Genomic DNA, 25,623 nt, shown 5'->3' with positions numbered 1-25,623 from the left:
AATTCATTGTTCTTAATATCTAGTTTTCAGGGTACGAGCGAAAATAGTGTGGTGGCGATAGTGAGAAGGATACACCTGTTCCCATGCCGAACACAGAAGTTAAGCTTCTCCGCGCCGAAAGTAGTTGGTGGGAAACTACCCGCGAGGATAGGGAGCTGCCACGCTAATATAAAGGAATTGACTTAGGTCAGTTCCTTTTTTCGTATCTTCGAATACTTAGAAATACCGTTTATCTCCCTTCGGGATCATAAACGGTATTTTTTGTGCCAAAAATTACCAAAAAGCCTATAATATTCAGTTATTAAATCTTTTACCAAGAGGGAATCAAGAATGATTAAGATTAGACAGGCAACCGAAAATGATGTGCAAGAATTGTTAGATATTTATGCGCCATACATTCTTAATACGACAATTACTTTTGAAGATGTTATTCCAACTGTAGAAGATTTCAAGAAACGGATTCATAATATTTTAGAAAACTTTCCTTATTTAGTAGCAGTTGATGATAATAACAAAATTCGTGGATATGCTTACGCTCACGCCTATAAACCTCGTGCCGCATATGCTTGGACGGTTGAAACTAGTATCTACGTAGAACGTGAATATGAGGGTCATGGTGTGGGGACAACATTGTATCAATATTTGGAAAATACTTTAAAAAGACAGGGTGTCGTCAACTTGATGGCATGCATTACTGAGGAAAATACGAATAGTGTTAAATTTCATGAGAAATGTGGTTATGAGAAAGTCGGAACCTTTAAAAAGGTTGGTTTCAAGTTTAATCGGTGGCTCGATATTGTCTGGATGCAGAAAACATTAAATCCACGTTTAGAAAAAATGGAAAAAGTAATTTCTTTTAATAAATTGGATTAAATGTTTGACCTAGAGTTAACTCTAAGGAGTATCATTCTTAATGATGAAGGGAGCATTTATATGACAAAATTAACTGATACATTTGATATTTATAATGGTGTTAAGATTCCCAAGGTAGCATTTGGTACATGGCAAATTCCCGCTAACCAAGCAAGACAAGCTGTTTCTGACGCTATCGAAACAGGTTACAGACATGTTGATACTGCACTTGTTTATGGCAATGAAAAAGAAGTTGGACAAGGTATTAAGGACTCTGGTGTTAAACGTGAGGACTTGTTCATTACTTCTAAACTACCTGCTCAAACAAAGTCTTATGACGGTGCTCTAGCTGACTTTGAAACAACTATGAAAAATCTTGATTTAGATTATTTGGATCTTTATTTGGTTCACGCTCCATGGCCTTGGAGTGAAATTGGTGCTAATTATGACAAGCAAAATCTTGATGTATGGCGCGCTATGGAAGAAATTTACAAATCTGGCCGTGTTAAGGCTATTGGTGTTTCAAACTTTAACGTACATGATTTGGAAAATGTAATGAAGACAGCAACTGTTAAGCCAATGGTTGACCAAATTCAATACTACATTGGTTATACAGAACCAAAGATTACTTCATTTGCTAAAAAGAATGATATTTTGGTTGAGGCATACTCACCACTTGCTACAGGTGGCTTGATCCACAACGAAGATGTCTTGAAGATTGCTGAAAAGTATCATGTCAGCGTTCCTCAACTAGCTATTCAATTTGTTATCCAAAATGATGTTTTGCCATTACCAAAGGCTGTTCACAAGGAACATATTGTTGCTAATACTAAGTTGGACTTTGAGATTAGTGCTGATGACATGAAGACATTGAACGCAATGCCTGATACTGCTCCAGAGCATTCTCACAATTCTACACAAGGGTAAAATTTAAGTAAGTGAGCCGTTTCCAGAGCTGAGAGTATTCATCTGCTGCGCGGAACGGCCCGAGCCAAAAGGCGGTCTCGGACCTCGGTTGAAGCCTTTCCAAAAACCGGAAAGTCTCCAACACGTCCGGTGGTGTAATGGCTAAAGCCATAACACCACTTTCGCTGCGGATAAATACTCTCAGCTCTTCCAACTAATTTATTTTTTGTATGTTCTATATGAATCCACTTTTACTATTTGATGGATCAATCATAAGTGACCTTTGTAATCAAATAGAAGAGTAGTAGTTACGGTAGTCTTAAAAAGACTATCGTATTTTTTTATCAAAATAATTATTAAAATGTTAGACAAATTGACTACATCATGATAATATTACAATATACTAATGATAACGATAAGATTTTAGATAAGGAGATGAACTATGAAATTAAAAAACGATAACCTAATGAAGCTTTTAACATCCGATAACGAACCAAAAATCAGCATTATCTTACCGATTCATCCGGAAACTCCTCAGGCAGAAACTAACTTACTTGCCTACAAAAATCTTTTGAAGGATGTCAAAAAAGACCTAGAACTAAATTATCCACGTCGGGAATGGAATAACGCAGTAAAAAATCTCGAATCCCTGATCCTTGATAGAAAATTATGGAACTCAGATAAAAGAGCCTTATTGATTTTTGCCAACAATGATAACATGGAAATCAGAGCCATGGAACATACAGTTTTAGCCAAAGAACATGTTGGAAATACTTTCTTGATTCAAGATCTCTTGCTACCCGAAGAGAATGTTAAGAGACCAGATTACTTGCTAAATATCAGTCGTGACCGCGTTAACGTTATTGATATTAATAGTTTGAAAGAAGTCGAATTACCTGACCTGCACACGAGATTTTCCGACTACTATTCAGACTTTGACGCTAATTCCAATGTGAATTCTGGTTCATATGGAGGTCTGACAGCAACGTATCACGGACACCGTACTAAATCTGAAGAGCAACAAAAAGATCAAAGTATCTATTACCAATATTTAGATAAAGAGTTAACGAATTTAAACCGGACAAAAGGCTATACATTTGTGTTAGCAGGTTTGTCAGAAACATTAGATGTATATTTGAAGTCGTACAAGAATAGTCCTTATATCGGTGGAATCATGCATGGATCAGTCATGAATCTGTCCCGTGCAGAGTTAGCCGAAAGAGTAAATGATTACTTCGCTTTTGAAAGAATTGCTGAAGTGGAACAAGTAAAGAATAATGTCAAAGCCGCCGGGGAAAAGAATAGAGTTATCAATGACTTGAGTATTATTGACCTTGCTTTAAACAATCGGGATGTTAAATCATTAGTTTCGTTTAACGATGGAAGTTCATATTCAGTAGAGCATAATAAATTACTGATTAAATCCTTGATCAATAAAATCAATTGTCGAGTTCTATATACACCAGGCGACAATAGTTATCCTAGTATGAATGCTATATTGTATTAGAGAGAGCGGAGACAGGGCGGTCAGCTCCCGAGCATTTTCATAACTAAGTGAATTGCACGCCGAACTTAGCGGGCGATTTGCTTAGTTGTGAAAAGCGGAAGGAGTTGCCCTGTCGTAGCTCGTTTCAAGGTAGAGAGCAGAGCGAGCCTGTATAGCTCGTTTTAGAGCCACAGCAGTATAGAACCAAAACCATTCATCAAATTTTCCAACCAAGTAGTGCAACCATACAACCACAAATAAGCCGATAATCGAAAAAAAGATTATCGGCTTATTTTGTTGATTCCAGCAAGATTTCCAAGAAAGGTTTAGGATAGACGTGTAACAGAGAGGTAAAACAATCGGAGGTAGAGTAAATGGCAAATGTATTAATTATTGGCGCAACAAGCTTAATGGGGCAAAAAGCGACGAAATTTTTCTTGGACAAAACTGATGATAATATTACTTTGATGGCACGCTACACAGGACTTTTAACAATCGATGAAAAACGTGAACGTGTATTTCAAGGAGACATTATTGATGAAGAAATTTTGGATAGCGCTATGAAAGGCGTTGACGTGGTATTAGTATCACTCGATAGCAATGAAGAGCTGTTGATTCAAAAGATTATTGATGCAATGGACAAAGAGGGAGTCAGACGCTTCATATTCTTAACATCAATGGGACTTTACAATGAAGTACCAACTACAAACGGTGCGTCAGGTAATTTGAACGATGGTGAAATTTTGGCACCATATCAACAAGTAGTTTACGCAATTGCTGCTTCAGATTTAAATTACACGGTCGTTCGCCCAACTTGGTTAGATAATGGACAAGATGTCGATAATTATGAAATCGTCCGCAAAGGTGGTTTGTCTAAAACAGATACAGTTGCCAGCAGCAGTGTAGCTGACCTTGTAGTTCGCCTAGCACATAACGGAAAGCTAGGTTCACACGATAGTTTAGCTATTAGTCGTAAGGCATAAAAATTCTACAAAAAAATGGAGTTGCTAATCATAATTAGTAGCTCCATTTTTGTATTAACTTTATTTTTCGGGTTTATTTTCTCTAAGAATACGAGCAGGATTTCCAACAACAATAACGTTGTCAGGGAATGAATGTGTAATGACAGATCCGGCACCAACGATGACATTATTTCCCAAAGTGACACCTGGTAAGATGCTTGCGCCACCGCCGACCCAAACGTCATTACCGATAGTAATAGGTGAAACTCTTTCAGCTTCAGTCCGACGAACCGATGGGTCCAATGGGTGCTGTGGAGTGTAGAGACCGACTTTAGGTCCAAACTTAACATCATTACCGATAGTGATTTTACCTTCGTCACAGAGCATTACATCGTGGTTAGCGTAGAAATGGTTACCAATCGTAATGTTAACTCCGTAGCTAAAGTAAATCGTTGGTTCAACAAAGAATCTATCGCCGACCGATTTCATCAAACTCTTGATCTTGCTGTTACGTTCGTCATTGTTGGCAATACGATTGTAGTCCATCAATTTAACACGAACGTCATCACGTAAGGCAGCTAAGTCCTTTGACTCTAGGTATAACTCCCCATTGATCATTTGCTGGTACGATGAATCTTCTTCAATATTCATTTTTAAATTAATCTCTCCTCAAAATAGACATATATTAAGGATAGCACAACGACAAAATGCTTGCTTTGAAGTGTACTTTAAGGTCTAAACTTTGGGGTATATAGAATGCCGTTTCCAGAGCTGAGAGCATTCATCTGCTGCGCGGAACGGTCCGAGCCAAAGAGCGGTCTCGGACCTCGGTTGAAGCCTTACCAAAACCCGGTAAGTCTCCAACACGCCCGGTGGTGTAAGAGCTAAAGCTCTAACGCCACTTTCGCTGCGGATGAATACTCTCAGCTCTTCCAACTAAATTATCTTTATAATAATTAGATAACTAATCAAATTAACTGGGTATGTTCTCAGCGACGATATCTTTTAATCATTAGATAATTTGTTGCTGTTCAATAATATGGAAACGGGTTTTAAATTGTTAAGTATCAAAATGAGGAGAGTACATCTATGAAGAAATTAATCATCTATTTTTCACTATCAAATAATACAAAAAAAGCTGCTGAAAAGATTCAAGAAATCACCGACGCAGACATCGTTCGTTTACAACCAGTTACATCATATCCAGAAGGGTACAGCAATTACGTTCCGGTTGCCCAAAAGGAATTCGAAGACCAAATTCATCCAGCTTTAAAAACTGAGATTCCAGATTTGGCAAATTATGACACGATTTATCTAGGCTATCCAACATGGAACGGCAAGATGCCAATGCTATTCCATACATTATTTGAGAAGTATGATTTCAGTGAAAAGACAGTTGTTCCATTCATAACAAGTGGCAGTTCATCAGTTGCCGAATCGATGCCAGATGTAAGAAAGGTAGCGGCTAATAGTAAGGTGACTGAGGGCTTTAGGTATGATAATAATGATACCCAATTAAAGGCCTTTTTAAGCGATAAATAGTAATGGTAAGTAATAATACACAAAACAAACAATAATTGAATACAAGAGCCGGAAGGTGCAAGATAGTCCACCAGCAGTGCAAGTGGTGTTAGGACTCTAGTCCTTACTCCACTGACGTATTTTGAGATTCGCGGTCTATGCGAAGCTCAAAATCGAGGCGCGAGACCTTGGCTCGCACCGGTCACACAGCAGGGGACTATCTTGCACCTTCCGGCGGCAGGAACTAAAGAATTCAAATTATAAAAACAACAAAAAAGCTGAAGCAGCTTGGATCGGGAATTATCCAAGTGTTTCAGCTTTTTCTGAGGTTTTAAAACAACCAATTAGCTATTTTTTTATGTGTGTGTAATATGGGAGAACAGCCAATTGATTATGAATAACGGAGCCCATTGACTACTTCAACTTCGAAGAAGTCAATGTAAGGTTACTGTAGAATTCATCGTTAGCAGGGCTAAGATCGAATCCTTTAACACGGTTGTTAACTGGTTGCCATGCGTAGTTAAATTGTTCACCGACAACACCAGCTTGGTTGTTCATGTATTCTTGCCATTCTTTGAATGTCTTAGCACGTGTCTTATCGTTCCAAGCACCATTATCATTCATTTGGTTGATCAACTTAGTATTCTTAGCAGTTGTAAAGTGACCCATGTTGAATGCAGCAGTATCACCGTACAATTGTGATTGTGATGGTTCTGATGATAATGACCATGCACCTAACCAGATATCCATCTTGTTTTGTTCTGGCTTTTGAAGAGTATCGTAGAAACTGTTCATTTCAACTGGCTTGCCGCTAGTGTATTTAACGTCCAAACCAACCTTGTGCCATTGTTGTAGATAATCTTGGTATGTAGCTTCTGTAGTAGCACTACTTGTCATAGCACCGAAGTAGATAACGAGTTTCTTACCCTTTGGATCTGAACGCCACTTGCTACCGTTACGTTTCTTGTAACCAGCATCATCAAGTAACTTGTTAGCTTTCTTGATGTTTAGTGGGTAACCCTTAGCAGACTTGTCGTAGTACTTGTTAAATACTGGTGGGAGCAAAGTATTAGCACGCCACTTGATACCATTACCAAATTTCTTTGAAACTTGGTCAACGTTTAGAGCATACATCATAGCTTGACGAAGACTCTTGTTAGCCATCTTCTTGTTTGGATCAGCAACGTTCTTACCAGTCTTAGTATCGTAGTGACCTAAGTTAAAGGCAAAGTAACTGTAACCTAAAGCAGGTTGTCCAACTTTTGAGTATCCTTTAAGGTTCTTCAAGTTCTTGTAGTCAGTACCACCAAGTGCACCAGCAACTGATGGAGCAACTGTATCGTACTTCTTAGATTGAAGAGCTTTGTCGATATTATTCATTGAAACAACGTTCAAAGTAATGTGACCGATTTGGGCTTTCTTTCCGTAGTAGAACTTGTTTGGTGACCATGATGTTGATTCACCTTCAACGACTTTATCCAACTTGTAAGGTCCGACAAAGATAGGGTTCTTACGGATTTGTTCTGAAGAAGCCAATTTAGCGATAGGAACATCTTTGATGTATTCGTAAGGTTCAATTGAACCCCAGATGTATGAGTTACCAGAGAACTTCATACTTGGAGCCATTTGCTTGAAGTGGATGACAGCAACTTTACCAGTTTCACCGTCTGGGAATGTGATACCTGAGATAGTATCAGCCTTACCCTTGTGATATTCAGTCATACCTTCGATATCTTCGAAGTCAGATGAATATTGTTGTGAGGTAGTTTCTTTGTTACCTAAAACTTCATAAGCGTATTCAACGTCTTTAGCAGTAACAGGTGAGCCGTTTGACCACTTAGCATCCTTACGGATTGTAATTGTGGCAGTTTTAGCTTTACGGTCAAGTTTTTGATTAGCAAGTCCACCATCGATGATCTTGTAGTTCTTGTCAACGTTGAACAAATTGTTTTGACCACCGGGTGCAAAGGCCTCAGCATCTTCAGCGTTAGAAGCAAGAATAGGATCGGTGATACCTTGGAATGGAGCGTTATTAACGATAGCTAACTTCAAAGTACCGTTCTTAGTAGCATTTTTATTTGTAGCAGCTTTGTTGTTATAGGCTGTTGAAAGTTTAACAGCTGCATCGGAGCTTTCTGAGCTGCTATTGTTAGAACATCCAGCTAGTGTGAGGGCTGCTAGAAAAGTGATTGCAACTGAGGCTAGCTTTGTTTTTGTTTTAACCATATATATTTCCCCCTTGGAAATTTTTTAAACCCTAAATATTTTTTACCAAAACCACTTGTTGAAAGATGATTTGGTTGTGTAATAAAGAAAGAGAACTGGAAGATGCTTTTGTAATGATGTAGGCATCACTTCTTTCAATTGTTAGGTATGATTTTACAAATATTAAGCTTCGGCGCCTTGACGTTGAGAAGCATCAGCAGAACGACGAACAACTTGTCCGATGTAACTGATTGATAAACATAAAATGATGATTAAGAGCGCGGCTGGCAACCATGTCCACCAGTATTGGGTGATGTTGTTAGGATCATTGGCGTTAGCAATCAAAGTACCAAGTGATGGTGTATGAATTGGAAGTCCAAATCCCAAGTATGAAAGACCCGTTTCAACCCCGATATTTTCGGCGAAAGATAATGTTGTATCAACGATAATTAGGGATGAAATGTTAGGCATGATTTCTTTAAAGATAATCTTGAAATTGCTAGTACCAGAAGTTTTGGCAGCAGCAACGTAATCTTTTTCTGATTCAGAAAGGGTACGAGAACGAATCAAACGTGAAGTACCTTCCCAGTAAAAGATTGAAAAAATTAAGGTTAAAGTAACAGCGTTGTAATTTCTGATGATTGTAACTAAAACGATGATCATCATAGTCATAGGTAGCATCATCATGAAGTCATACACACGTTGCATACCCCAGTCGATGTAACCGTTGAAGTAACCGGAGACGAGTCCCCAGCAAATACCAAAAGTTGATGAAATAATTGTCAATCCAATGGCAATACCAATTGAATTTCTAGAACCAACGATCAATTGTTGTGCAATCGAACGTCCACCAGTATCAGCTCCAAGTATGAAACCATTAGTACCAGGTGCAGTATTGTAATTCATGATGTTTGTTTCCATCATCTTCGGTGTGTCGATAAATAGTGAAGCAATCATAACGAATAAGATGAAAGCTACAACGATAACTAGCGCAACCATAGCTGGCTTGTCGGCCTTGAATTCGCTCCAAATAATTTTGGCAGAACTTGGAGTTGCTTCTTGTTGGGCTTCTTTAGAAAGCCTCTCAAGATCAGCCGCTGAAATACGTGAATGTCTGTTTAAATTTTCTTCCATAATTTAACGGCCCCCTTATTGAATACGAATTCTAGGATCGACGATACTTAGGATGATATCTGAAAGTAAGGTACCTAGTAGATTCAAAATTCCGTAAATTAAAACTAATGCGGTGATAACAGTGTAATCACGGTAACTAATTGAGTTAATGAAGAGTAGTCCCATACCTGGATATGAGAAGACGGTTTCGGTAAATAGGGAACCGTTTAACAATCCGGTAATTGAGTAACCTGCAAAGGCTGCAATTGGTAAGAGTGAATTTCTAAAAATATGATGTCTGTAGATATCTTTTGAAGGAACACCTTTTGAACGAGCTGTTCTAACATAGTCAGAACGTTTAGCATCGATAACTTCTGAACGAAGGTATTGAACGACGTTGACGGTTCCGAATAATGCACCCAAGATACCAGGTAATAGAATATGGTAGAAACGGGATCCAATTGTTTGTATTCCCGGATTTGCCGTTGATGAAATTGAACCAGTTGTTGGGAACCAGCCAAGCACGTAACCGAAAATCCAAACACCGATAACTAAGATAACGAAGAATGGAATACAGTAAGTAACGTATGTGTAAACTCTGATAATTGAATCAGGTAATTTACCTTCATGCTTAGCAGCGAACATACCCATTGGTAAAGCAAAGCAATATGTCAAAATAGTTGTGAATAATGCTAACCAAAGAGTATTAACAGCACGGCTACCAATCAAACGAGTTACAGGTTCTTGATATTGATAACTATTTCCTAAGTTTCCATGGAACAAGTGAACAACCCAGTTCCAATATTGTTGATACCAAGGATCATATAGACCGTTGAGTTTCATCAAGTGATGGATTTGAGCTGGGTCAGATCTAGGGTTGATGGAACCTGTGAACGGATCACCAGGCATCGCTTTAGCTAATAGGAAAACTAAAATACTAAGAATAATAACTTCAGGAATCATAATTAAGATACGACGGAGAATTGTTTTCCACATTATGCTTGCACCTCGCCTTCATGCTTGAGTTGTTCAACCAAATCCTCAGGTAATGCGACTGAATGAGTTGGTGTAATTTGAACTAGTGGATAAGCTTGACCATCTTTGTCATAATATTTATCTTGTTGTTCACGATAAACTTCTTCGACTGCCAAACGTTGAGCACGATGTTCAGCACGTTGACTAACGTTTGTTTCAGGAATAGCGGCTAAAAGTCGTTTAGTATAAATGTGCATTGGGTGATTATAAATATCATCTCTAGTACCAATTTCAACTAAACGTCCACGGTTCATGATGGCGATGTTGTTACACATATGTCTGACAACACCCAAATCGTGAGAAATAAATAGGTAAGAAATACCAAATTCACGTTGAATCTTTTTCATAAAGTTAAGAACTTGTGCTTGAACTGATAAGTCCAAAGCGGAAACAGGTTCGTCAGCGATAATCAATTTTGGATTAGTGGCAACGGCTCTAGCAACACCGATACGTTGTCTTTGACCACCGGAGAATTGGTGAGGATACTTATATAAAGCATCAGCATCAAGTCCAACGATATCGAGTAATTGTAAAACACGTAATTTTTCTTCATCTTTACTTAGGTGTTCGAAATTACGAAGTGGTTCAGCGATGATATCTTCAATTCTCTTTCGAGGATTTAAACTGGAAAGTGAATCTTGGAAAATCATTTGAACGTCGTGATTGTAATCAAGACTCTTACGATTAGACTTTTTAGTAATATCTTTTCCTTTATACATAACTGATCCGCTAGTGACCTTTTCGAGACCAACGACTGATTTACCAGTGGTTGATTTACCAGAACCAGATTCACCAACTAGACCATATGTTTCACCAGCTTCAATGTTGAAACTGATACCGTCGACGGCTTTAACTGAATCAGTAATACGATTCCAGAAGCCAGAGCGGATGGGGTAGTGAACTTTTAAGTCTTTAATTTCAACTAAACTCATGCTGTTGCACCCCCTTGTTGTTCATCAGGAAAGGTGAACGATTTGTAACATGTACAACGAACGATATGACCGTCGTCAACTTCATGCATACTTGGTTCAGCTTCGTGAGCATCATCTGGCAACCAAGGAATTCTTGGTGCAAAACGATCACCATCAGTAGGCATCTTTTGTAATGAAGGAACATTACCTTTAATGACGTATAAGTCATCATTTTCTTTATCAAGTTGAGGCATTGATCTTAATAGTGAACGAGTGTAGGGATGTTTTGGTTGGTCGAAGATTTGTTCGGCTGAGCCTTCTTCAACGATTTGACCGGCGTACATAACAGCAACACGGTCAGCCGTTTCAGCAACAACTCCTAAATCGTGGGTGATTAAGATGATTCCGGCGTGATTTTCTTTTTGAATATCACGGAGAACATCTAGAATCTGAGCTTGGATAGTTACGTCCAAAGCAGTGGTTGGTTCGTCAGCGATGATTAAATCTGGCTTGCAGGCGATGGCAATGGCGATGATAACACGTTGTCTCATACCACCAGATAACTCATGTGGAAATTGATGAGCCGTCCGTTTAGGATTGACGATACCAACTTGGTCCAACAATTCCAAAACTCTTTGATGCTTTTGTTCAGCAGTGAATTTAGTATGATAATTCATAACTTCACTGATTTGATCTTCAATTCTTTTTAATGGATTCAATGCAGAAAGTGGATCTTGGAAAATCATACCGATTTTAGCGCCACGGAATTGGTTGTAGCCATTTTCGTCAAGTTGTAATAGGTCGGTACCTTCAAAATCAACTTTCCCAGTGATTTTTGTTTCTGACGGATCGTGCAGTCCCATGATGGTCGTAGCTAAAGTACTTTTACCACAACCTGACTCACCGACAATGGCAAGAATTTCATCATGGTGTACTTCCAAATTAATATGGGAAATAGCATCGTAATATTTTCCTTTAATCTTAAAAGCAGTGCTGACGTCTTTAATATTTAAAAATTCTGAATTAGACCCCAAGAAATCCCCTCCCGGTTTTTAATTTATCTCTTATTCTCCCTAACCACTTTTCAGTGGTCTACACACAGTCGTTTGAATTGAGATGTAATAATTGATTTTGATTATAATTAATTTAAATCTAATTTACAACCCTGATTATTAAAGAAATATTAAAAAGATTAATAAAAATACAATTTGTCTTATTTTAGGCCTTTTGGCTTGAAATAAATGGCTAGAGGGGGTTGAAAGGGGTACCATTGCCGTTTTAAGGGATATTTTTTTCTAATAATTGTCCCTTGGTCAGGTTAAATTGGAGTCAAAAAAAGGGAAATATCATGAAATATGGCTTCAGATACCTCTCTTATATTAATAAAAATTAAAATTTATATATTTTACAAAAACTTAGTTGGTTAAAACAATTGCACTAAAATTATTGTTCAGACATACTATTGAAATATTGGTTTTTGTTCCATCTCCAGAGCTGAGAATATTCACCTGCTATGCGGACCGGTTCGAGCCGTAGTGCGGTCTCGAACCTCGGTTTGAATCCTTGCCACAGTTCGGCAAGTATCCAAACTCGCCCGGTGGTGTAATTGTTAAAGCAATAACGCCACAACCACAGCTGGTGAATATTCTCAGCTCTTCCGATTTGTTGTGCATTAAAAAATTCAAACTAATCCTAATCTATATAGAAGAAATTGTTACAGCAACTTTTATATTTGAATTGGTTAATTTAATAGAGTGGTAAGATATCGATAGAAGAAGGGTGATTATATGCGTCATCGTAAAGGTAGTAAGAAACCGTTAATTATTACACTGGTTTCGATTGTAGTAATTTTGGCATTGTGCGTGATATTTTTCTTTCCATTGAATAATATGATCCGTAATGCTACGGGCAATGACACGGCTAGCGATAAGGTTGTTAAGTCGGAGCTTGTTAAAAAAGTCAAATCTAAGAAAACTGGTGATCCAAGTAAAGACAAAAAGATCGACCGAGCTGCATCGGTCTTGGGTAAGAAAAAAATGTCGCAAATTATGTCAGCTGCCAGCAATCAGGAACAGGCTGCTAATTTAATTGAGAATTCGTCGTCATTGTCAAAAACTCAATCACAAACAGCCGCTCAAGAGATTTTCTCAAATGATGCCTATTCAGGTTTACGTTCGGCCATTAGCTCTGGTAACTGGTATCAAGCGTATCAGCAGTATCAGAAGCTTTCGAGCAATGGTCAGTTGAATCAGTTACAACAGGATATTAATCAACAAAAATAACGTTAATTCATCGAAGTTAACGTTATTTTTGTTTAAATTAAACAATATTAGTATTAAATTCTGGAGTGTTGGACTACTAAAAGACTATAATAATAAATGCATTTAATCCAAGAATATTTTGATTATTTTTTCTATTTTAAGGTTTCTCTAAGGAATTATTGGTATCCTTATAAATAGCTATAATTACAAAATTTCCAAGAATATTTTTGGAAAAAGTCGTATTTTAAACTAATATTTCATAATATGAAAGGTATAGGTAGTATTTAACGTATGATGACGATTGGAAGATATTTACGTACTAAGAGATTTTTTAAAGAACTAACCTTGCAACAGGTAGTTGATACTGTAAAAAGTGATTACAACTTCTCAACATCAACTTCAGTTTTGAGTGCTATTGAAACTGACAAAAACAAGATCATTGATGGTGAATTGTTATTTGTATTATCAGATTTATATGGAGTCGATTTGAAAGAACTTCAAGAATTGATTTTGAATAATTTGAAGACTAACAATAACAGAAGATAAAAATTTTTGTTTTTTTTAATATTCCGCCTTCGGGTGACAATGATAGCAGCCTGCTGTGGGGACCGGTCCGAGCCGAAGTGCGGTCTCGGGCCTCGATTTTGAGCCTTGCAAAACCAGCAAGTCTCAAAAGCCGTCCTAGTGTTGTAAGAACGGGAAATTCGCTCGTCCTAACGACACTTCCCACTGCTGGCTCCATCACTGTCACCCGAAGGCTAGGTTATTTGTCTTTTGTTGAGTATTACTGGCTGATGAAATGAATTTTATTTTTAGTCAAGTAGGCTTAGTTTGGTGATGAGTAAATTAAATAATTGAGGATTTTTTTATCTTTTTAAAACAGAATAAGTAATTTAATGGAGCACATCACTTAACTTGGTGGTGTGCTTTTTTTGTTGTAAGTTAAGTATTCCGTCTCCAGAGCTGGAAAATATTCTCAAGCTGTGCGGAACGGTCCGAGCCAAAGTACGGTCTCGAACCTCGGTTTGAAGCCTTGACACAGTTCGTCAAGGCTCCAAACACGTCCGGTGGTATAAGCATGGGAGATACCTCCCATACTTATACCACTACCACGGCACACAAATATTTCCCAGCTCTTCCGACTAGATAATCGATATTAATTGAATGTGGAAGTATTCAAATGTTTTTGTACTCAGCCGTTTTGATACAAAAGTTTTATTTAAGGCTTATTCAGTCTGAGTAACCACGAAATCATTTAAATGAGTCGGAAGGGATAAGAATATTCACCAGCTGTGGGTGTGGCGTTACGGCTTTAGCCGTTACACCACCGGGCGTGTTTGGAGACTTACCGGGTTTTGGTAAGGCTTCAAACCGAGATTCGAGACCGTACTGTGGCTCGAATCGGTCTGCATAGCAGGTGAATATTCTTATCCCTGGAGACGGACAACATTTATTTATATATAGAATGTGAATTTTTTCATATTTATAATAAAATCGTTTATAATAGTTTTGAGGAAGTTTAAACATGTTAACGACATTACCAGTATTTGTGTCAAAATATTCTTTTTGATTGGAAGATGATAAAATGAAATTTTGCGTGAATACTGATAAGAAAAACAGTTGGTATATCGGAGTTAATAACTATGATCCGAAGATGATTAACAAGCTTGAAACGTTGATGTTTCAAGGCAATGGCTACATGGGGATGCGGGCAGTTTCTGAGGAACGGCAATTGAATGAACGACGCAATATGTTTGTTTCGGGGACTTTCGATGCCTTTCCAAGTGAAGTTACTGAATTACCAAACTTGCCTGATATTTTGAATATGGAAATTCAAATTGATGACATGCCTTTGTCTTTGAGTACAGGTCGAGTTGAAAATTATCAGAAGAGTTTAAATTTGAAGAACGGTGAATTAACACGTAATTTTGATTGGATCATCAATGATAAACGCGTTAATTTTAAATATAGCCGTTTTGTTTCCATGAAAGATAAGCATCTTTTCGTTTCAAAGGTAGAAATTACGTCTGATAAGGACATCAATGTTAAGGTTCAATCGGGGATTGACGGGCAGCAATCTAATAGTGAGACTCAACATATGATGGAAGGCGACAAGCGTCTTTATGATGGCAAATTTATTCAGATGAAATCCGAAACGCAACAATCACATATTAAATTTGTCTTTAATGTTAGACATAAACTGTATGTTGACGAGGTTTTGATGGGGAATAAGCCTTACATGAAGATGGGACGTCGTCAGATTTTTGGCAATTACGATGTTGATATGAAGGCAAACCAAAAATTTACTTTGGTGAAATATGCCAATGTTTACACGAGTATGGATGAGCACCACAATGCGGATAAAATGGCCGAATCATCGGTTGATGATTTGAAATTTGCTAGTTTGAGTAACTATAAAGAATTGTTACAAAAATCAGCCCGTGTTTGGAATCAAAATATTTGGAAAAAGAGTTTCGTTCAAATTGAATCTGATGACGTAATGCCACAAGTTTCCATTAACTTTGCGCGCTATCAATTGGCCGCCAATACGCCACATGACCCACGTAAGAATATTGGTGCTAAAGGAATTACTGGTGAAGGTTATAAGGGACACAGTTTCTGGGATACTGAAACTTTCATGCTGCCATACTATACTTTCACCATGCCAGAAGTTGCTAGAAATCTTTTGACATATCGTTATTTAGGACTTGAAGGTGCACATAAGAAGGCTTTGGCTAATAATTACAAAGGTGCCCAATTCCCTTGGGAGGCAGCACATCCAGCTGATGGAGAGACAACGCCACTTTGGGGTTCAGCCGATATTGTTACTGGTAAGCCAATGAAAATTTGGTCTGGTTTTATCGAACAACATATTACGAGTGATATTGTGATTGCTTTGATGGACTACATGAATGCGACCGGTGACCATGATTTTGCAGAAAAGATGGGCTTTGAAATTATTTTAGATGCCGCCAAGTTCTGGAGTAGCCGTTTGGAATATAATCAAGCTCAAGATATTTATGAAATTAACGATGTTATTGGTCCAGATGAGTACAAGGAACACGTTAATAACAATGCTTACACGAACTTTACAGCGCGTTGGTGCATTCAAAAGGCTATTAAAGTTTACAATCTTATCAAGGAAGACAATCCAGCTCTTTACGTAGATTTGAATGATAAGTTGAACTTGAAGAAGACGTATGGCGATTGGATTAAGCAAGTTAATAAGATCTATGTGCCACAACCTAACGCCGATGGTGTGATTGCTGAAGATGACCAATACTTGTCAAAGAAGATAATCGATGTTTCTAAGTTTAAAGTTAATGATCAGATCAGTAATGTGTTCAAATATTATAATTTGTCACAAATCAACGATATGCAAATAACGAAGCAAGCTGATGTTTTGTTATTAATATATTTATTTGAAGATATGTTTACAGATAAAGTGAAGATGAGCAATTGGAATTATTACGAGCCAAAGACGACACATGACTCATCATTATCACTATCAATTCACTCAATTTTGGCCAGTGACCTTGGCTTAGCTGATGAAGCTTACAAGTTATATGAAATGTCCTGCGAAACCGACCTGGGTGTTCACGTTGGTAAAGCCGCTCAAGGATTGCACATGGCAGCCTGCGGTGGAGTTTGGAATATGACCGTTCAAGGCTTTGGTGGCATGAGAATTGATAACGGCAGACTAAAGATTGAGCCACATCTACCAGATAATTGGAAGAGTTTAAAATATCAAATTCAATGGCAAGGCAGCACAGTTAAAGTTAGTGTTGATAATGAAAATCTTGTTGTCGAAGCAGTCGGAAAAGGCGTTGAATTTATCAATCATGGACAGACATATCAAGTTGCTGCTAATTCTAACGTGGCAGTTGAAACATCTGTTGAAGAATTTGTATAAAGTTTCATAATTTCGTTTAATGTATGGGTTTTAGTTTGGTTTAATTTGTTGTAATTAATAAGATGTAGTAGAAAAAGTTATTATTGGGGTTTCAAAATAAAGAAGAGATTAAAAATCAAGCAATTCCGCAGTTAGTGGCTTGCTTGATTTTTTTGTCTATAATTTTAACAAAACCGAATCGAATAAGTTTATATTCAAATATTAATTTTTATAAATAAAAAAATACATTAGTCGGAGGTCACCAGAAATATAGTCATACAGTGGAGGTGGCGTTACGGCTTCAGCCGTTACACCACAGGGCGACTTTGGAGACTTGCCGGACTGTGGCAAGGCTTCAAAGCGAGAGACGAGACCTTGGCTCGGCTCGGTCCTCACTGTAGGACTATATTTCTGGCGACCGGAGTCATCAAATAGTTTAGAATGAAAGTAAATACGATTTGGAGGAATACGCAATGGCAAAAGTGGTTATCATTACTGGGATTTCATCAGGCATGGGCAGAGCAGCAGCTTTGTATTTTCAAAAACAAGGCTTCGAGGTCTACGGTGGAGCCCGTCGAGTGGAAAGATTAGTCGATTTGCAGGAACAAGGCATTCACACACAAGCTTTGGATGTAACTGATAAGTTGTCTGTTCGTGGATTGGTTGATCATGTCATCAGTGAAGAAGGGCACGTTGACGTTTTGATTAATAATGCTGGTTACGGTGAATATGGTCCTTTGGAAGAAGTTCCAGTTGAGAATGCTAAGAAGCAATTTGATGTTAATTTGTTTGGCGTGGATCAAATAACACAACTAGTCTTGCCATTTATGAGACACCAAGGTTCGGGTCGAATCGTTAATATTTCATCCATTGCGGCCAATGTTTACAGTCCATTAGGCGGTTGGTATCACGCAACTAAAGCAGGATTAAATATGTGGAGTGATGTTTTAGATACTGAAGTGCGCCGATTTGGAATCCGTTCAGTCATTGTGCAACCCGGTTTGACTAAATCAGAGTGGAGTAAGATTGCTTTCGAAAATGCTCGGAAGAATTTGTTGGATGATTCTCCGTATGAAGAGTTAGTTGATAAATTGGGGAACCTCTTCGGGGAACTTGGTAAAGGCGCTACATCGGAAGATTTGGCAAAAGTATTTTATCGCGCCGCTACAGATGTTCGTCCAAAACGTCGTTACTACAATTCGATAATGGATCACGGGATGGTCATGGTTGCTAGAACGATGCCTAATACATATCGAGTTGCTTTGAATTTATTGATGAAATAATAGGGGAAATAAGATGGCTTTTTTTGGTTTTAAAGATATAGATAAACTTTCAGAGGTGGATATGGCAATTTATCGCTATATTGTCGACCATGATGAACAAGTTCCATACATGAGAGTGAGAGATTTAGCTACGGGGGCTCATGCGTCGAACTCTTCAGTAATGCGCTTCATTCATAAAATAGGGTATAGCAGTTTTCCCGAATTTAAAGTGTCATTTCAAACTGAAAATCAAGATTTAAAAAATTCAAATGATGATATTCTAACAATGTTTACGAGGGATGCTTTTCCCAATGATATTGAAAAAACGATTAAATTAGTTGCTCATTTGATGTTGGACGCTGACAATATTATTTTTATTGGCATGGGTGCATCAGGTGCGATTGCTGAATATGCATCACGTCAGGCGGCATCGTTAGGTTTTAATTGCTATGCCATGAAAGATCCATATTATCCATTGGTTCAGCAACTACATAACACTTCAAACAATGTTTTAGTTACGTTATCGGTGTCAGGAAAGACAATAGAATTGGTTGAGATGTTAAACAATTTTGTTAATTCCGCAGATACTGTATTAACAAGTATTACTGGTAATATTGAGAGCCCGATTGCAAGGATTGGGCGCTATGCGTTGTCATACAATGTGGAGGAAACAAGAATTCATAAGTATTATGACTTAACAAGTCAAGTCCCAGCAGTGTATTTAGTGGATGGACTGTTGAAAGAACTGCACAATCAAGACGTTGCTCGACGAATAAATTAACCGGTACACAGTGTTCCTAACTTGGAAAATCAGTCATATCACAGGTACGAATAATCAGAACGCTTGCAAAGTATTCACATTTTGTAAGCGCTTTTTTATACTTGATGAGTAAATTGATTAGGGGGACACAATATTATGATGAATAGTTTTAATGCCTTCATGGAAAAACACATCGTACCGTTTGCGACTAAGTTAAATGAACAACGTCATGTTGCTGCGATTCGTGATGCTTTCATGTATACATTTCCAATCACTATGGCGGCTTCAATCGTTATTTTGATTAATAATCTTATTTTTTCAAAGCAAGGTTTTATTGCACAGATTTTATTCTTACCGAAATTTTTCCCACACTTAGAGGAAGCTCAGAAACTTTTGACTTCCGTAACTAATGGGACAATGAATATCATGTCGATTTTTATTGCGTACCTAGTTGCCAGAAACTTGGCCAAATACTTCCATGCTGACGATATGTTAGTTGGTATGACAGGTATCGCGGTTTTCATGATTTTATACTCACCATCAATTATGAAGGGTGGAGTTACATATCTACCTACTACATACATGGGCGCACAAGGTTTGTTCGTTGCCATGATCTGTGGTGGCTTAGTTGGTGAATTTTTACCAAAGTTAACAAGAATTAAGAAGTTACAAATTAAGATGCCAGATATGGTTCCACCTGCTGTTGCTCGTTCATTTAATGGCTTGATTCCAATCGTTATTGTCATTATGTTAGCTTCTGTTTTGAATTACTTTATTCAAATGGTTTCACCACAAGGTATTAATGATGTTATTTACAATACAATTCAAACACCATTAACTCACATTGGTGTAAACATCTACGGTGTTATTATTATTGCTATCGTTCAAAACTTACTATGGTTAGTTGGTATTCATGGTCCAAATACTTTGAACGCTTTGAGATCAATTATTTTTACTGAAGCAGATTTAAGTAACCAAACATTTATCAATGCTCATGGTACCGTTTGGGGAGTTCCACATCGTGTTACATGGGGTGTTCTAAATGATGTTTTCGCTAATATGGGTGGTAGTGGTATGACACTTGGTCTAATCATTGCTATCTTCCTTGTTTCAAGAAGAAAGGATTACCGTACTATCGCTAAAATGGCTTTGGTACCCGGACTATTCAATATCAATGAACCTTTGATGTTTGGTTTGCCAATTGTTTTGAATCCAATTATGGCTGTACCATTCGTCTTAACACCTGTTGTTAATATCTTGATTGGTTACATGGTAACTGTTGTCTTTAATTGGATGCCGACGCCCGCGATAGGTATGTCGTGGACCACTCCAGGGCCTTTGATGCCGTTCTTAGGTACTGGTGGTAATTTAATAGGACTAGTCATGGGTGTTGTTTGTTTAGCTGTATCTGTAATGATGTACTTCCCATTCGTTTTGGCAGCTAACAGAATGGCTGCACCAGCTGATGAAGATTCAAAAAAAGATAAGAAAGCAGAAATTGAAAAAGACGCTAAAAAAGAAACTACTGGTACTGAAGTAGCTGGTGCCTAAGCAATTGATGGAGGATAACTATTTATGAGTTTAAAAGGACAAGCATTTCCAGATGGATTTCTCTGGGGTGGTGCAGTTGCAGCTCACCAGCTTGAGGGTGGATTCGATCAGGGAGGCAAAGGATTAAGTACTGCCGATGTAATGACGATTGGCGCCAATGATATTCCAAGAAAGGTTACTGATGGGATTGATTCTGACGAATTTTATCCAAATCACAATGCTATCGACTTTTATCACCGTTATCCTGAAGATATTAAATTATTCGCTGAAATGGGATTCAAAGCTTTTAGAACATCAATCGCTTGGACAAGAATTTTTCCTAATGGCGATGATGAACAACCAAATGAAGCTGGTTTGAAATTTTACGATGATTTATTTGATGAATGTCTAAAATATAATATTCAACCAGTTATCACGCTGTCACACTTTGAAATGCCATATCATTTAGTACAAAAGTATGGTGGTTGGAGAAGTAGAAAAGTTATTGATTTTTTCGTTAAATTTGCGACAGTTGTCTTCAAGCGTTATAAAAATAAAGTTAAATATTGGATGACTTTTAATGAAATCAATAATCAAACTGACTTTGAGTCTAGTCATGCATTATTTACCGATTCAGGTATTTTACCTAAGCCTGATGAAGATAATGAAAAATTAATGTATCAAGCCGCACATTATGAATTGGTTGCGAGTGCCAAAGCAGTTAAAATTGGGCATGAAATTAATCCAGACTTTCAAATTGGATGCATGATTGCAATGACACCAATTTATCCACTAACTTCAAAACCAGAGGACGTCCTCTTTGCTCAACGAGCTATGCAAACAAGATTTTGGTTCGCTGATGTTCATGCTAATGGTTTTTATCCACAATGGTTATTCAATCATTTCAAAGAACGTAAATTTGATTTAGACATTACCGAAGATGATTTAAAGGATTTACGTGAGGGTACAGTTGATTATATTGGGTTCAGTTATTACATGTCATTTACTGTTAAAGATACCGGTAAACTTGAATATAATGAGAGTCATGACCGAGTAAAGAATCCTTACGTGAAAGCAAGTGAATGGGGGTGGCAAGTTGATCCAGTTGGACTACGTTATGCGCTCAATTGGTTCAATGATCGCTATCATTTGCCACAATTTATCGTTGAAAATGGTTTAGGTGCAGTGGATAAAAAGACTGAAGATAACCAAATTCACGATGATTATCGTATTGCTTATATGAATAATCACATTCGTGAAATGAAAAAGGCTGTCCTTGAAGACGGTGTTAATCTAATTGGCTATACACCTTGGGGATGTATTGATTTAGTAGCCGCAAGTACAGGCCAAATGTCGAAACGTTATGGCATGATTTATGTTGATGAGAATGACGATGGAACCGGATCATTGGAACGCTATCGAAAAGATTCCTTCTATTGGTTCCAAGACGTTATCAAACATAACGGTTCAGAAATAGAGTAGGCAATAATATGACAAAATATATTGGAATCGATATTGGCGGTACATCTGTTAAATATGGTCTAGTCGATGAAAATGGTGTTGTTTCGAATAAAAATAGTTTTAAAACTAAAGCTGAAGATAAAGCCGAATTATTGTCTGATTTGCTTGATGCAGTTGACAATATGAAGGCAATTGACTCAAATTTAGCAGGTATTGGTGTCAGTATGCCAGGTGTTGTTCAGGCAGATGGATATTTAACGACGGCCGGCGCAGTGAAGTGCTTTTATGAAATCAATCTCAAAGACATATTAGAAGATAAGACCGGTTTGCCCGTTAAGATTGAAAATGACGCTAACGCAGCAGCCATTGCCGAAAAGTGGCTTGGCTCTGCTCAAGGAGTTCATGATTATTTAAGTTTAGTTTTGGGGACCGGCGTTGGTGGAGCATTAGTGATCAATGATCAAATTTATCGTGGAGCTCACGCTCGTTCGGGTGAGTTTGGTTGGATGATTGTTGAAGATGATGATATTGATGTTGAAATGGGGAGTCTTAACTTCCGTGGAGCAACTGTAATTGGACTAATCAGAAGATACAATCAGTATAGTGACCAACCAGTTGATGACGCCCGAGTTATTTTCCAGCGTGCAGATGCCGGAGAAGTATTGGCCAAGAGTATCTTGAAGAGTTATTATCACAGTTTGGCTAAAGGAATTATTAATTTAGAGGTTTCCTTTGATCCAGCCACAGTGATTATTGGCGGTGGTATCAGTGCTAATACTGAGTTTATAGATACACTGAATAAGACCATTGAAGAAATTAAAAAAACACATAATAGTATTAAAAATTTAGATTTACCACTTGTCAAAGCTGCAAAGTTGAAGAATGATGCAGGAATGATAGGTGCCGTTTATCAACTAATTAATGCTTAGAAGTATAAATAAGACAATCAGAATGCATGTGAGAAATTCACGTCGTTTTGATTGTCTTTTTTTAGTCTAGTCATTATATTGTGTTTAATTATTACTGTAAGGCAGAAAATAATTTGTGTTTTAGACTCTGGAGACGGCACGATAGACAAACCTTATATATTTAAACAACAAAAGAGGCGGTTTCAATGCTATTTGGAATTGCGACAAAAAAAGATGATGATTGGTGGATTGGAGTTACTAATCCGGATACGCCACATCTGAGTAAATATGAATCTCTGATGTTCCAAGGCAATGGTTATTTAGGAATCCGAGGTTCTTTGGAAGAACATTATTTAAATGAAAAACGAGATATGTTCGTTTTAGGAACCTTTGATAAATTTAAGAATGAAGCGACTGAACTCCCCAATTTACCTGATATCGTTAATATTGAAATCATGGTAAATGGGAAGTTATTGAGTTTGAACCATGGCGAAACCACCAACTATCAGCGAGGATTAAATCTCCACAATGGTGAAATTGTTCGTTCATTTGATTGGCTGAATGGAAAAGATAAACTTCATTTTGAATTTAGACGTTTTGTCTCGATGGATAATTGTCATTTATTTGTGTCGGAAGTTAAAGTTACGCCGCTGTCTGACAATGTCAGGTTACAGATAAAATCTGGAATCGATGGGCAACAGACTAATGGTGGAACGCAACATTTTGTCGAAGGGACTAAGCGATTATTCAATGCTCGGTTCGTACAAATGCAGACACAGACGCAGAATTCTTTAGTGAAATTTGCCTTAACTGAATACCATCGACTCTTTTTGAATGCGACCGAATTGACGCTGAATCCTCGGTTACAAATAGAGCGACGTCAGATTTTTGCCAACTATTCGATTGATGTTGAAAAGGATCAATGTTTGACTTTCGTTAAGTATGCCAATGTTTTTGCCAGCAATGACCAGGATTTAAAAGACAATGTTTCGATGGATTGCTTGTGTCAGTTGAAGCATGTAGGACGAGAATCGTATCAGAAATTATTGGAGGCTTCGTCGCATGTTTGGGAAGAAAAAATTTGGCAGGATAGTTTTGTGGAGATAGCTTCACATAATAATAAGCCCCAAATTGCCGTCAATTATGCGCGGTATCAACTGTTTGCCAATGCGCCTTGTGATTACAGTAAAAATATTGGTGCCAAAGGGATGACTGGTGAAGGTTACAAAGGTCATGCTTTTTGGGATACCGAAATTTTTATGTTGCCGTTTTTCATGTTAAATATTCCGTCCTATGCTCATAATCTGTTGATTTATCGTTATTTGAATTTAATTGGTGCTCAAAAAAAAGCTCGCCAAGGTGGTTATCAAGGTGCGCAATATCCGTGGGAAGCTGCTATGCCAGAAGATGCTGAATCAGCTCCATTGTGGGGAAGTGCCGATATTATAACCGGTGAACCGATGAAAATTTTGTCTGGCTCGACTGAAATACATGTGACAGCGGACGTGGCTTTTGGCGTGTATCAATACATTAAAAATACGGGTGACTACAGCTTTGCTAAACGAATGGGTTATGAAATTATTTTGCAGTGTGCCCAATTTTGGGCCAGTCGTGTTACTTGGAACAGTGAAATCAATCATTTTGAGATCACCGATGTGATTGGACCAGATGAGTACAAGGAACATGCCAACAATAATGCTTTCACAAATTACATGGTTCACTGGTGTATGCGTAAGGGTGCTGAGATTATTACTGATTTACGTCAAAATGATTTGATAACGTATAGTCGATTGAATAAAAAATTTGATATGAAGAAATTAGTCAAAGAGTTAATTGAGAAATCATCGATGCTCTATTTGCCAGCTCCCAATGAAAATGGAATTATTGCTCAAGATGACAATTATTTATCATATAAAAAAATTAATGTTAATAAATATCGAACCTCTGATAACATCTCCGAAATTTTCAAAGATTTTGATCTAAAACAATTGGACAAGCTCCAAGTTACCAAGCAGGCTGATGTTTTACTGTTGCTATTACTATTCGAAGATGAACTTCCAAAAAATATTATCAAGCAAAACTGGGATTACTATGAACCGAAGACGATTCATGACTCTTCATTATCGTTTTCAACCCATGCAATTTTGGCCAATGATATCGGTCTTTACGACCGGGCGTTTGACTATTTTGAAAAGAATTGTCAGATTGATTTAGGTACCAACATGGGTTCCTCTGTGAAGGGAGTTCATATGGCCGGACTAGCTGGGACGTGGAAAATCGTCATTGAAGGTTTCGGCGGCATCCGTGCTGTCAAAGATGGCTTACGAATTCAACCACATATTCCCAGTACTTGGAAACATTTGAAGTTTTCATTGATTTGGCGTGGAAATAAAGTCGATGTTTTGGTCACACAAACTTACTTTTCCGTAATTTCTGATGGGAAAATTAAATTTATCTATCATGACCACATTTATCATGTAGAGCCCCAAGAACGTGTGCTGATAGAGATTTGAGATATTTTTCACAGATTAGAAGAGATTAAATTATTTAATCTTTCT

General features: G+C 37.7%; 20 protein-coding genes and 1 rRNA gene. 15 read left to right on the top strand and 6 right to left on the bottom strand.

Features of this window, described 5'->3' with window-relative positions; all coding sequences use genetic code 11:
- The first annotated feature begins 47 nt into the window (after positions 1-47).
- From rrf to JP39_RS10455, 5 genes are all read left to right on the top strand, one after another.
- Positions 48-164 (top strand): 5S ribosomal RNA (gene rrf, locus JP39_RS10475).
- Between the two features lie 166 nt (positions 165-330).
- Positions 331-873, top strand: a complete 543-nt coding sequence (locus JP39_RS10470; protein ID WP_041501108.1) for a GNAT family N-acetyltransferase — start codon at positions 331-333, stop codon at positions 871-873.
- 60 nt (positions 874-933) lie between these two features.
- The gene (locus tag JP39_RS10465; RefSeq protein WP_041501109.1) at positions 934-1,779 is read left to right on the top strand and encodes an aldo/keto reductase; all 846 of its coding nucleotides are present in this window, start codon (positions 934-936) and stop codon (positions 1,777-1,779) included.
- A 421-nt stretch (positions 1,780-2,200) separates the two neighbouring features.
- Entirely contained in the window at positions 2,201-3,265 is a 1,065-nt protein-coding gene (locus JP39_RS10460; RefSeq protein WP_041501110.1) for a baeRF8 domain-containing protein, read from the top strand.
- A 353-nt stretch (positions 3,266-3,618) separates the two neighbouring features.
- Positions 3,619-4,227 (top strand): NAD(P)H-binding protein, encoded by a 609-nt coding sequence (locus JP39_RS10455; RefSeq protein ID WP_041501113.1) that lies wholly within the window; start codon positions 3,619-3,621, stop codon positions 4,225-4,227.
- A 60-nt stretch (positions 4,228-4,287) separates the two neighbouring features.
- On the opposite strand, the gene JP39_RS10450 is transcribed toward JP39_RS10455, so the two are convergent.
- Positions 4,288-4,857, bottom strand: a complete 570-nt coding sequence (locus tag JP39_RS10450; RefSeq protein ID WP_041501114.1) for a sugar O-acetyltransferase — start codon at positions 4,855-4,857, stop codon at positions 4,288-4,290.
- 438 nt (positions 4,858-5,295) lie between these two features.
- Between JP39_RS10450 and JP39_RS10445 the strand changes: the two genes are divergently transcribed.
- Positions 5,296-5,748, top strand: coding sequence for a flavodoxin (locus JP39_RS10445; RefSeq protein WP_041501116.1), 453 nt, complete (start codon positions 5,296-5,298; stop codon positions 5,746-5,748).
- Positions 5,749-6,141: 393 nt separating this feature from the next.
- On the opposite strand, the gene JP39_RS10440 is transcribed toward JP39_RS10445, so the two are convergent.
- The 5 genes from JP39_RS10440 to JP39_RS10420 all read right to left on the bottom strand — a co-directional run bounded on the left by JP39_RS10440 (position 6,142) and on the right by JP39_RS10420 (position 12,025).
- On the bottom strand, positions 6,142-7,953 hold the full coding sequence (locus tag JP39_RS10440) for an oligopeptide ABC transporter substrate-binding protein (protein WP_041501117.1): 1,812 nt from the start codon (positions 7,951-7,953) through the stop codon (positions 6,142-6,144).
- Positions 7,954-8,115: 162 nt separating this feature from the next.
- On the bottom strand, positions 8,116-9,066 hold the full coding sequence (locus JP39_RS10435) for an ABC transporter permease (protein WP_041501118.1): 951 nt from the start codon (positions 9,064-9,066) through the stop codon (positions 8,116-8,118).
- A gap of 15 nt (positions 9,067-9,081) precedes the next feature.
- Positions 9,082-10,041 (bottom strand): ABC transporter permease, encoded by a 960-nt coding sequence (locus JP39_RS10430; RefSeq protein WP_041501120.1) that lies wholly within the window; start codon positions 10,039-10,041, stop codon positions 9,082-9,084.
- A complete protein-coding gene (locus tag JP39_RS10425) occupies positions 10,041-11,012 on the bottom strand; it encodes an ABC transporter ATP-binding protein (RefSeq protein ID WP_041501121.1) in 972 nt (323 codons plus the stop codon). Before JP39_RS10425 ends, JP39_RS10430 begins: the two co-directional genes overlap by 1 nt.
- Positions 11,009-12,025 (bottom strand): ABC transporter ATP-binding protein, encoded by a 1,017-nt coding sequence (locus JP39_RS10420; RefSeq protein ID WP_041501122.1) that lies wholly within the window; start codon positions 12,023-12,025, stop codon positions 11,009-11,011. The genes JP39_RS10425 and JP39_RS10420 overlap by 4 nt, the downstream gene beginning before the upstream one ends.
- 753 nt (positions 12,026-12,778) lie before the next feature.
- Here JP39_RS10420 and JP39_RS10415 point away from each other — a divergent pair.
- The 9 genes from JP39_RS10415 to JP39_RS10375 all read left to right on the top strand — a co-directional run bounded on the left by JP39_RS10415 (position 12,779) and on the right by JP39_RS10375 (position 25,578).
- Positions 12,779-13,273, top strand: coding sequence for a hypothetical protein (locus tag JP39_RS10415; protein WP_041501124.1), 495 nt, complete (start codon positions 12,779-12,781; stop codon positions 13,271-13,273).
- A gap of 270 nt (positions 13,274-13,543) precedes the next feature.
- A complete protein-coding gene (locus tag JP39_RS10410; RefSeq protein WP_041501125.1) occupies positions 13,544-13,798 on the top strand; it encodes a hypothetical protein in 255 nt (84 codons plus the stop codon).
- 1,039 nt (positions 13,799-14,837) lie between these two features.
- A complete protein-coding gene (locus JP39_RS10405) occupies positions 14,838-17,165 on the top strand; it encodes a glycosyl hydrolase family 65 domain-containing protein (protein WP_041501126.1) in 2,328 nt (775 codons plus the stop codon).
- 452 nt (positions 17,166-17,617) lie between these two features.
- On the top strand, positions 17,618-18,427 hold the full coding sequence (locus JP39_RS10400) for an SDR family NAD(P)-dependent oxidoreductase (RefSeq protein ID WP_041501128.1): 810 nt from the start codon (positions 17,618-17,620) through the stop codon (positions 18,425-18,427).
- Positions 18,428-18,440: 13 nt separating this feature from the next.
- A complete protein-coding gene (locus JP39_RS10395) occupies positions 18,441-19,187 on the top strand; it encodes a MurR/RpiR family transcriptional regulator (RefSeq protein ID WP_041501129.1) in 747 nt (248 codons plus the stop codon).
- Between the two features lie 138 nt (positions 19,188-19,325).
- Positions 19,326-20,717, top strand: a complete 1,392-nt coding sequence (locus JP39_RS10390; RefSeq protein WP_048699132.1) for a PTS sugar transporter subunit IIC — start codon at positions 19,326-19,328, stop codon at positions 20,715-20,717.
- 24 nt (positions 20,718-20,741) lie between these two features.
- Complete coding sequence (locus JP39_RS10385) at positions 20,742-22,178, top strand: 6-phospho-beta-glucosidase (RefSeq protein ID WP_041501130.1); 1,437 nt, start codon at positions 20,742-20,744, stop codon at positions 22,176-22,178.
- Between the two features lie 8 nt (positions 22,179-22,186).
- Positions 22,187-23,086 carry an ROK family protein gene (locus JP39_RS10380; RefSeq protein WP_041501131.1) on the top strand — a complete coding sequence of 300 codons (900 nt, stop codon included), beginning with the start codon at positions 22,187-22,189 and terminating at the stop codon, positions 23,084-23,086.
- A gap of 185 nt (positions 23,087-23,271) precedes the next feature.
- The gene (locus JP39_RS10375) at positions 23,272-25,578 is read left to right on the top strand and encodes a glycosyl hydrolase family 65 domain-containing protein (protein ID WP_041501132.1); all 2,307 of its coding nucleotides are present in this window, start codon (positions 23,272-23,274) and stop codon (positions 25,576-25,578) included.
- Positions 25,579-25,623 lie beyond the last annotated feature (45 nt).

The organism is Companilactobacillus heilongjiangensis (assembly GCF_000831645.3).
Taxonomy (GTDB): Bacteria; Bacillota; Bacilli; order Lactobacillales; family Lactobacillaceae; genus Companilactobacillus; species Companilactobacillus heilongjiangensis.
This window is presented reverse-complemented; position numbering and strand designations above follow the sequence as displayed.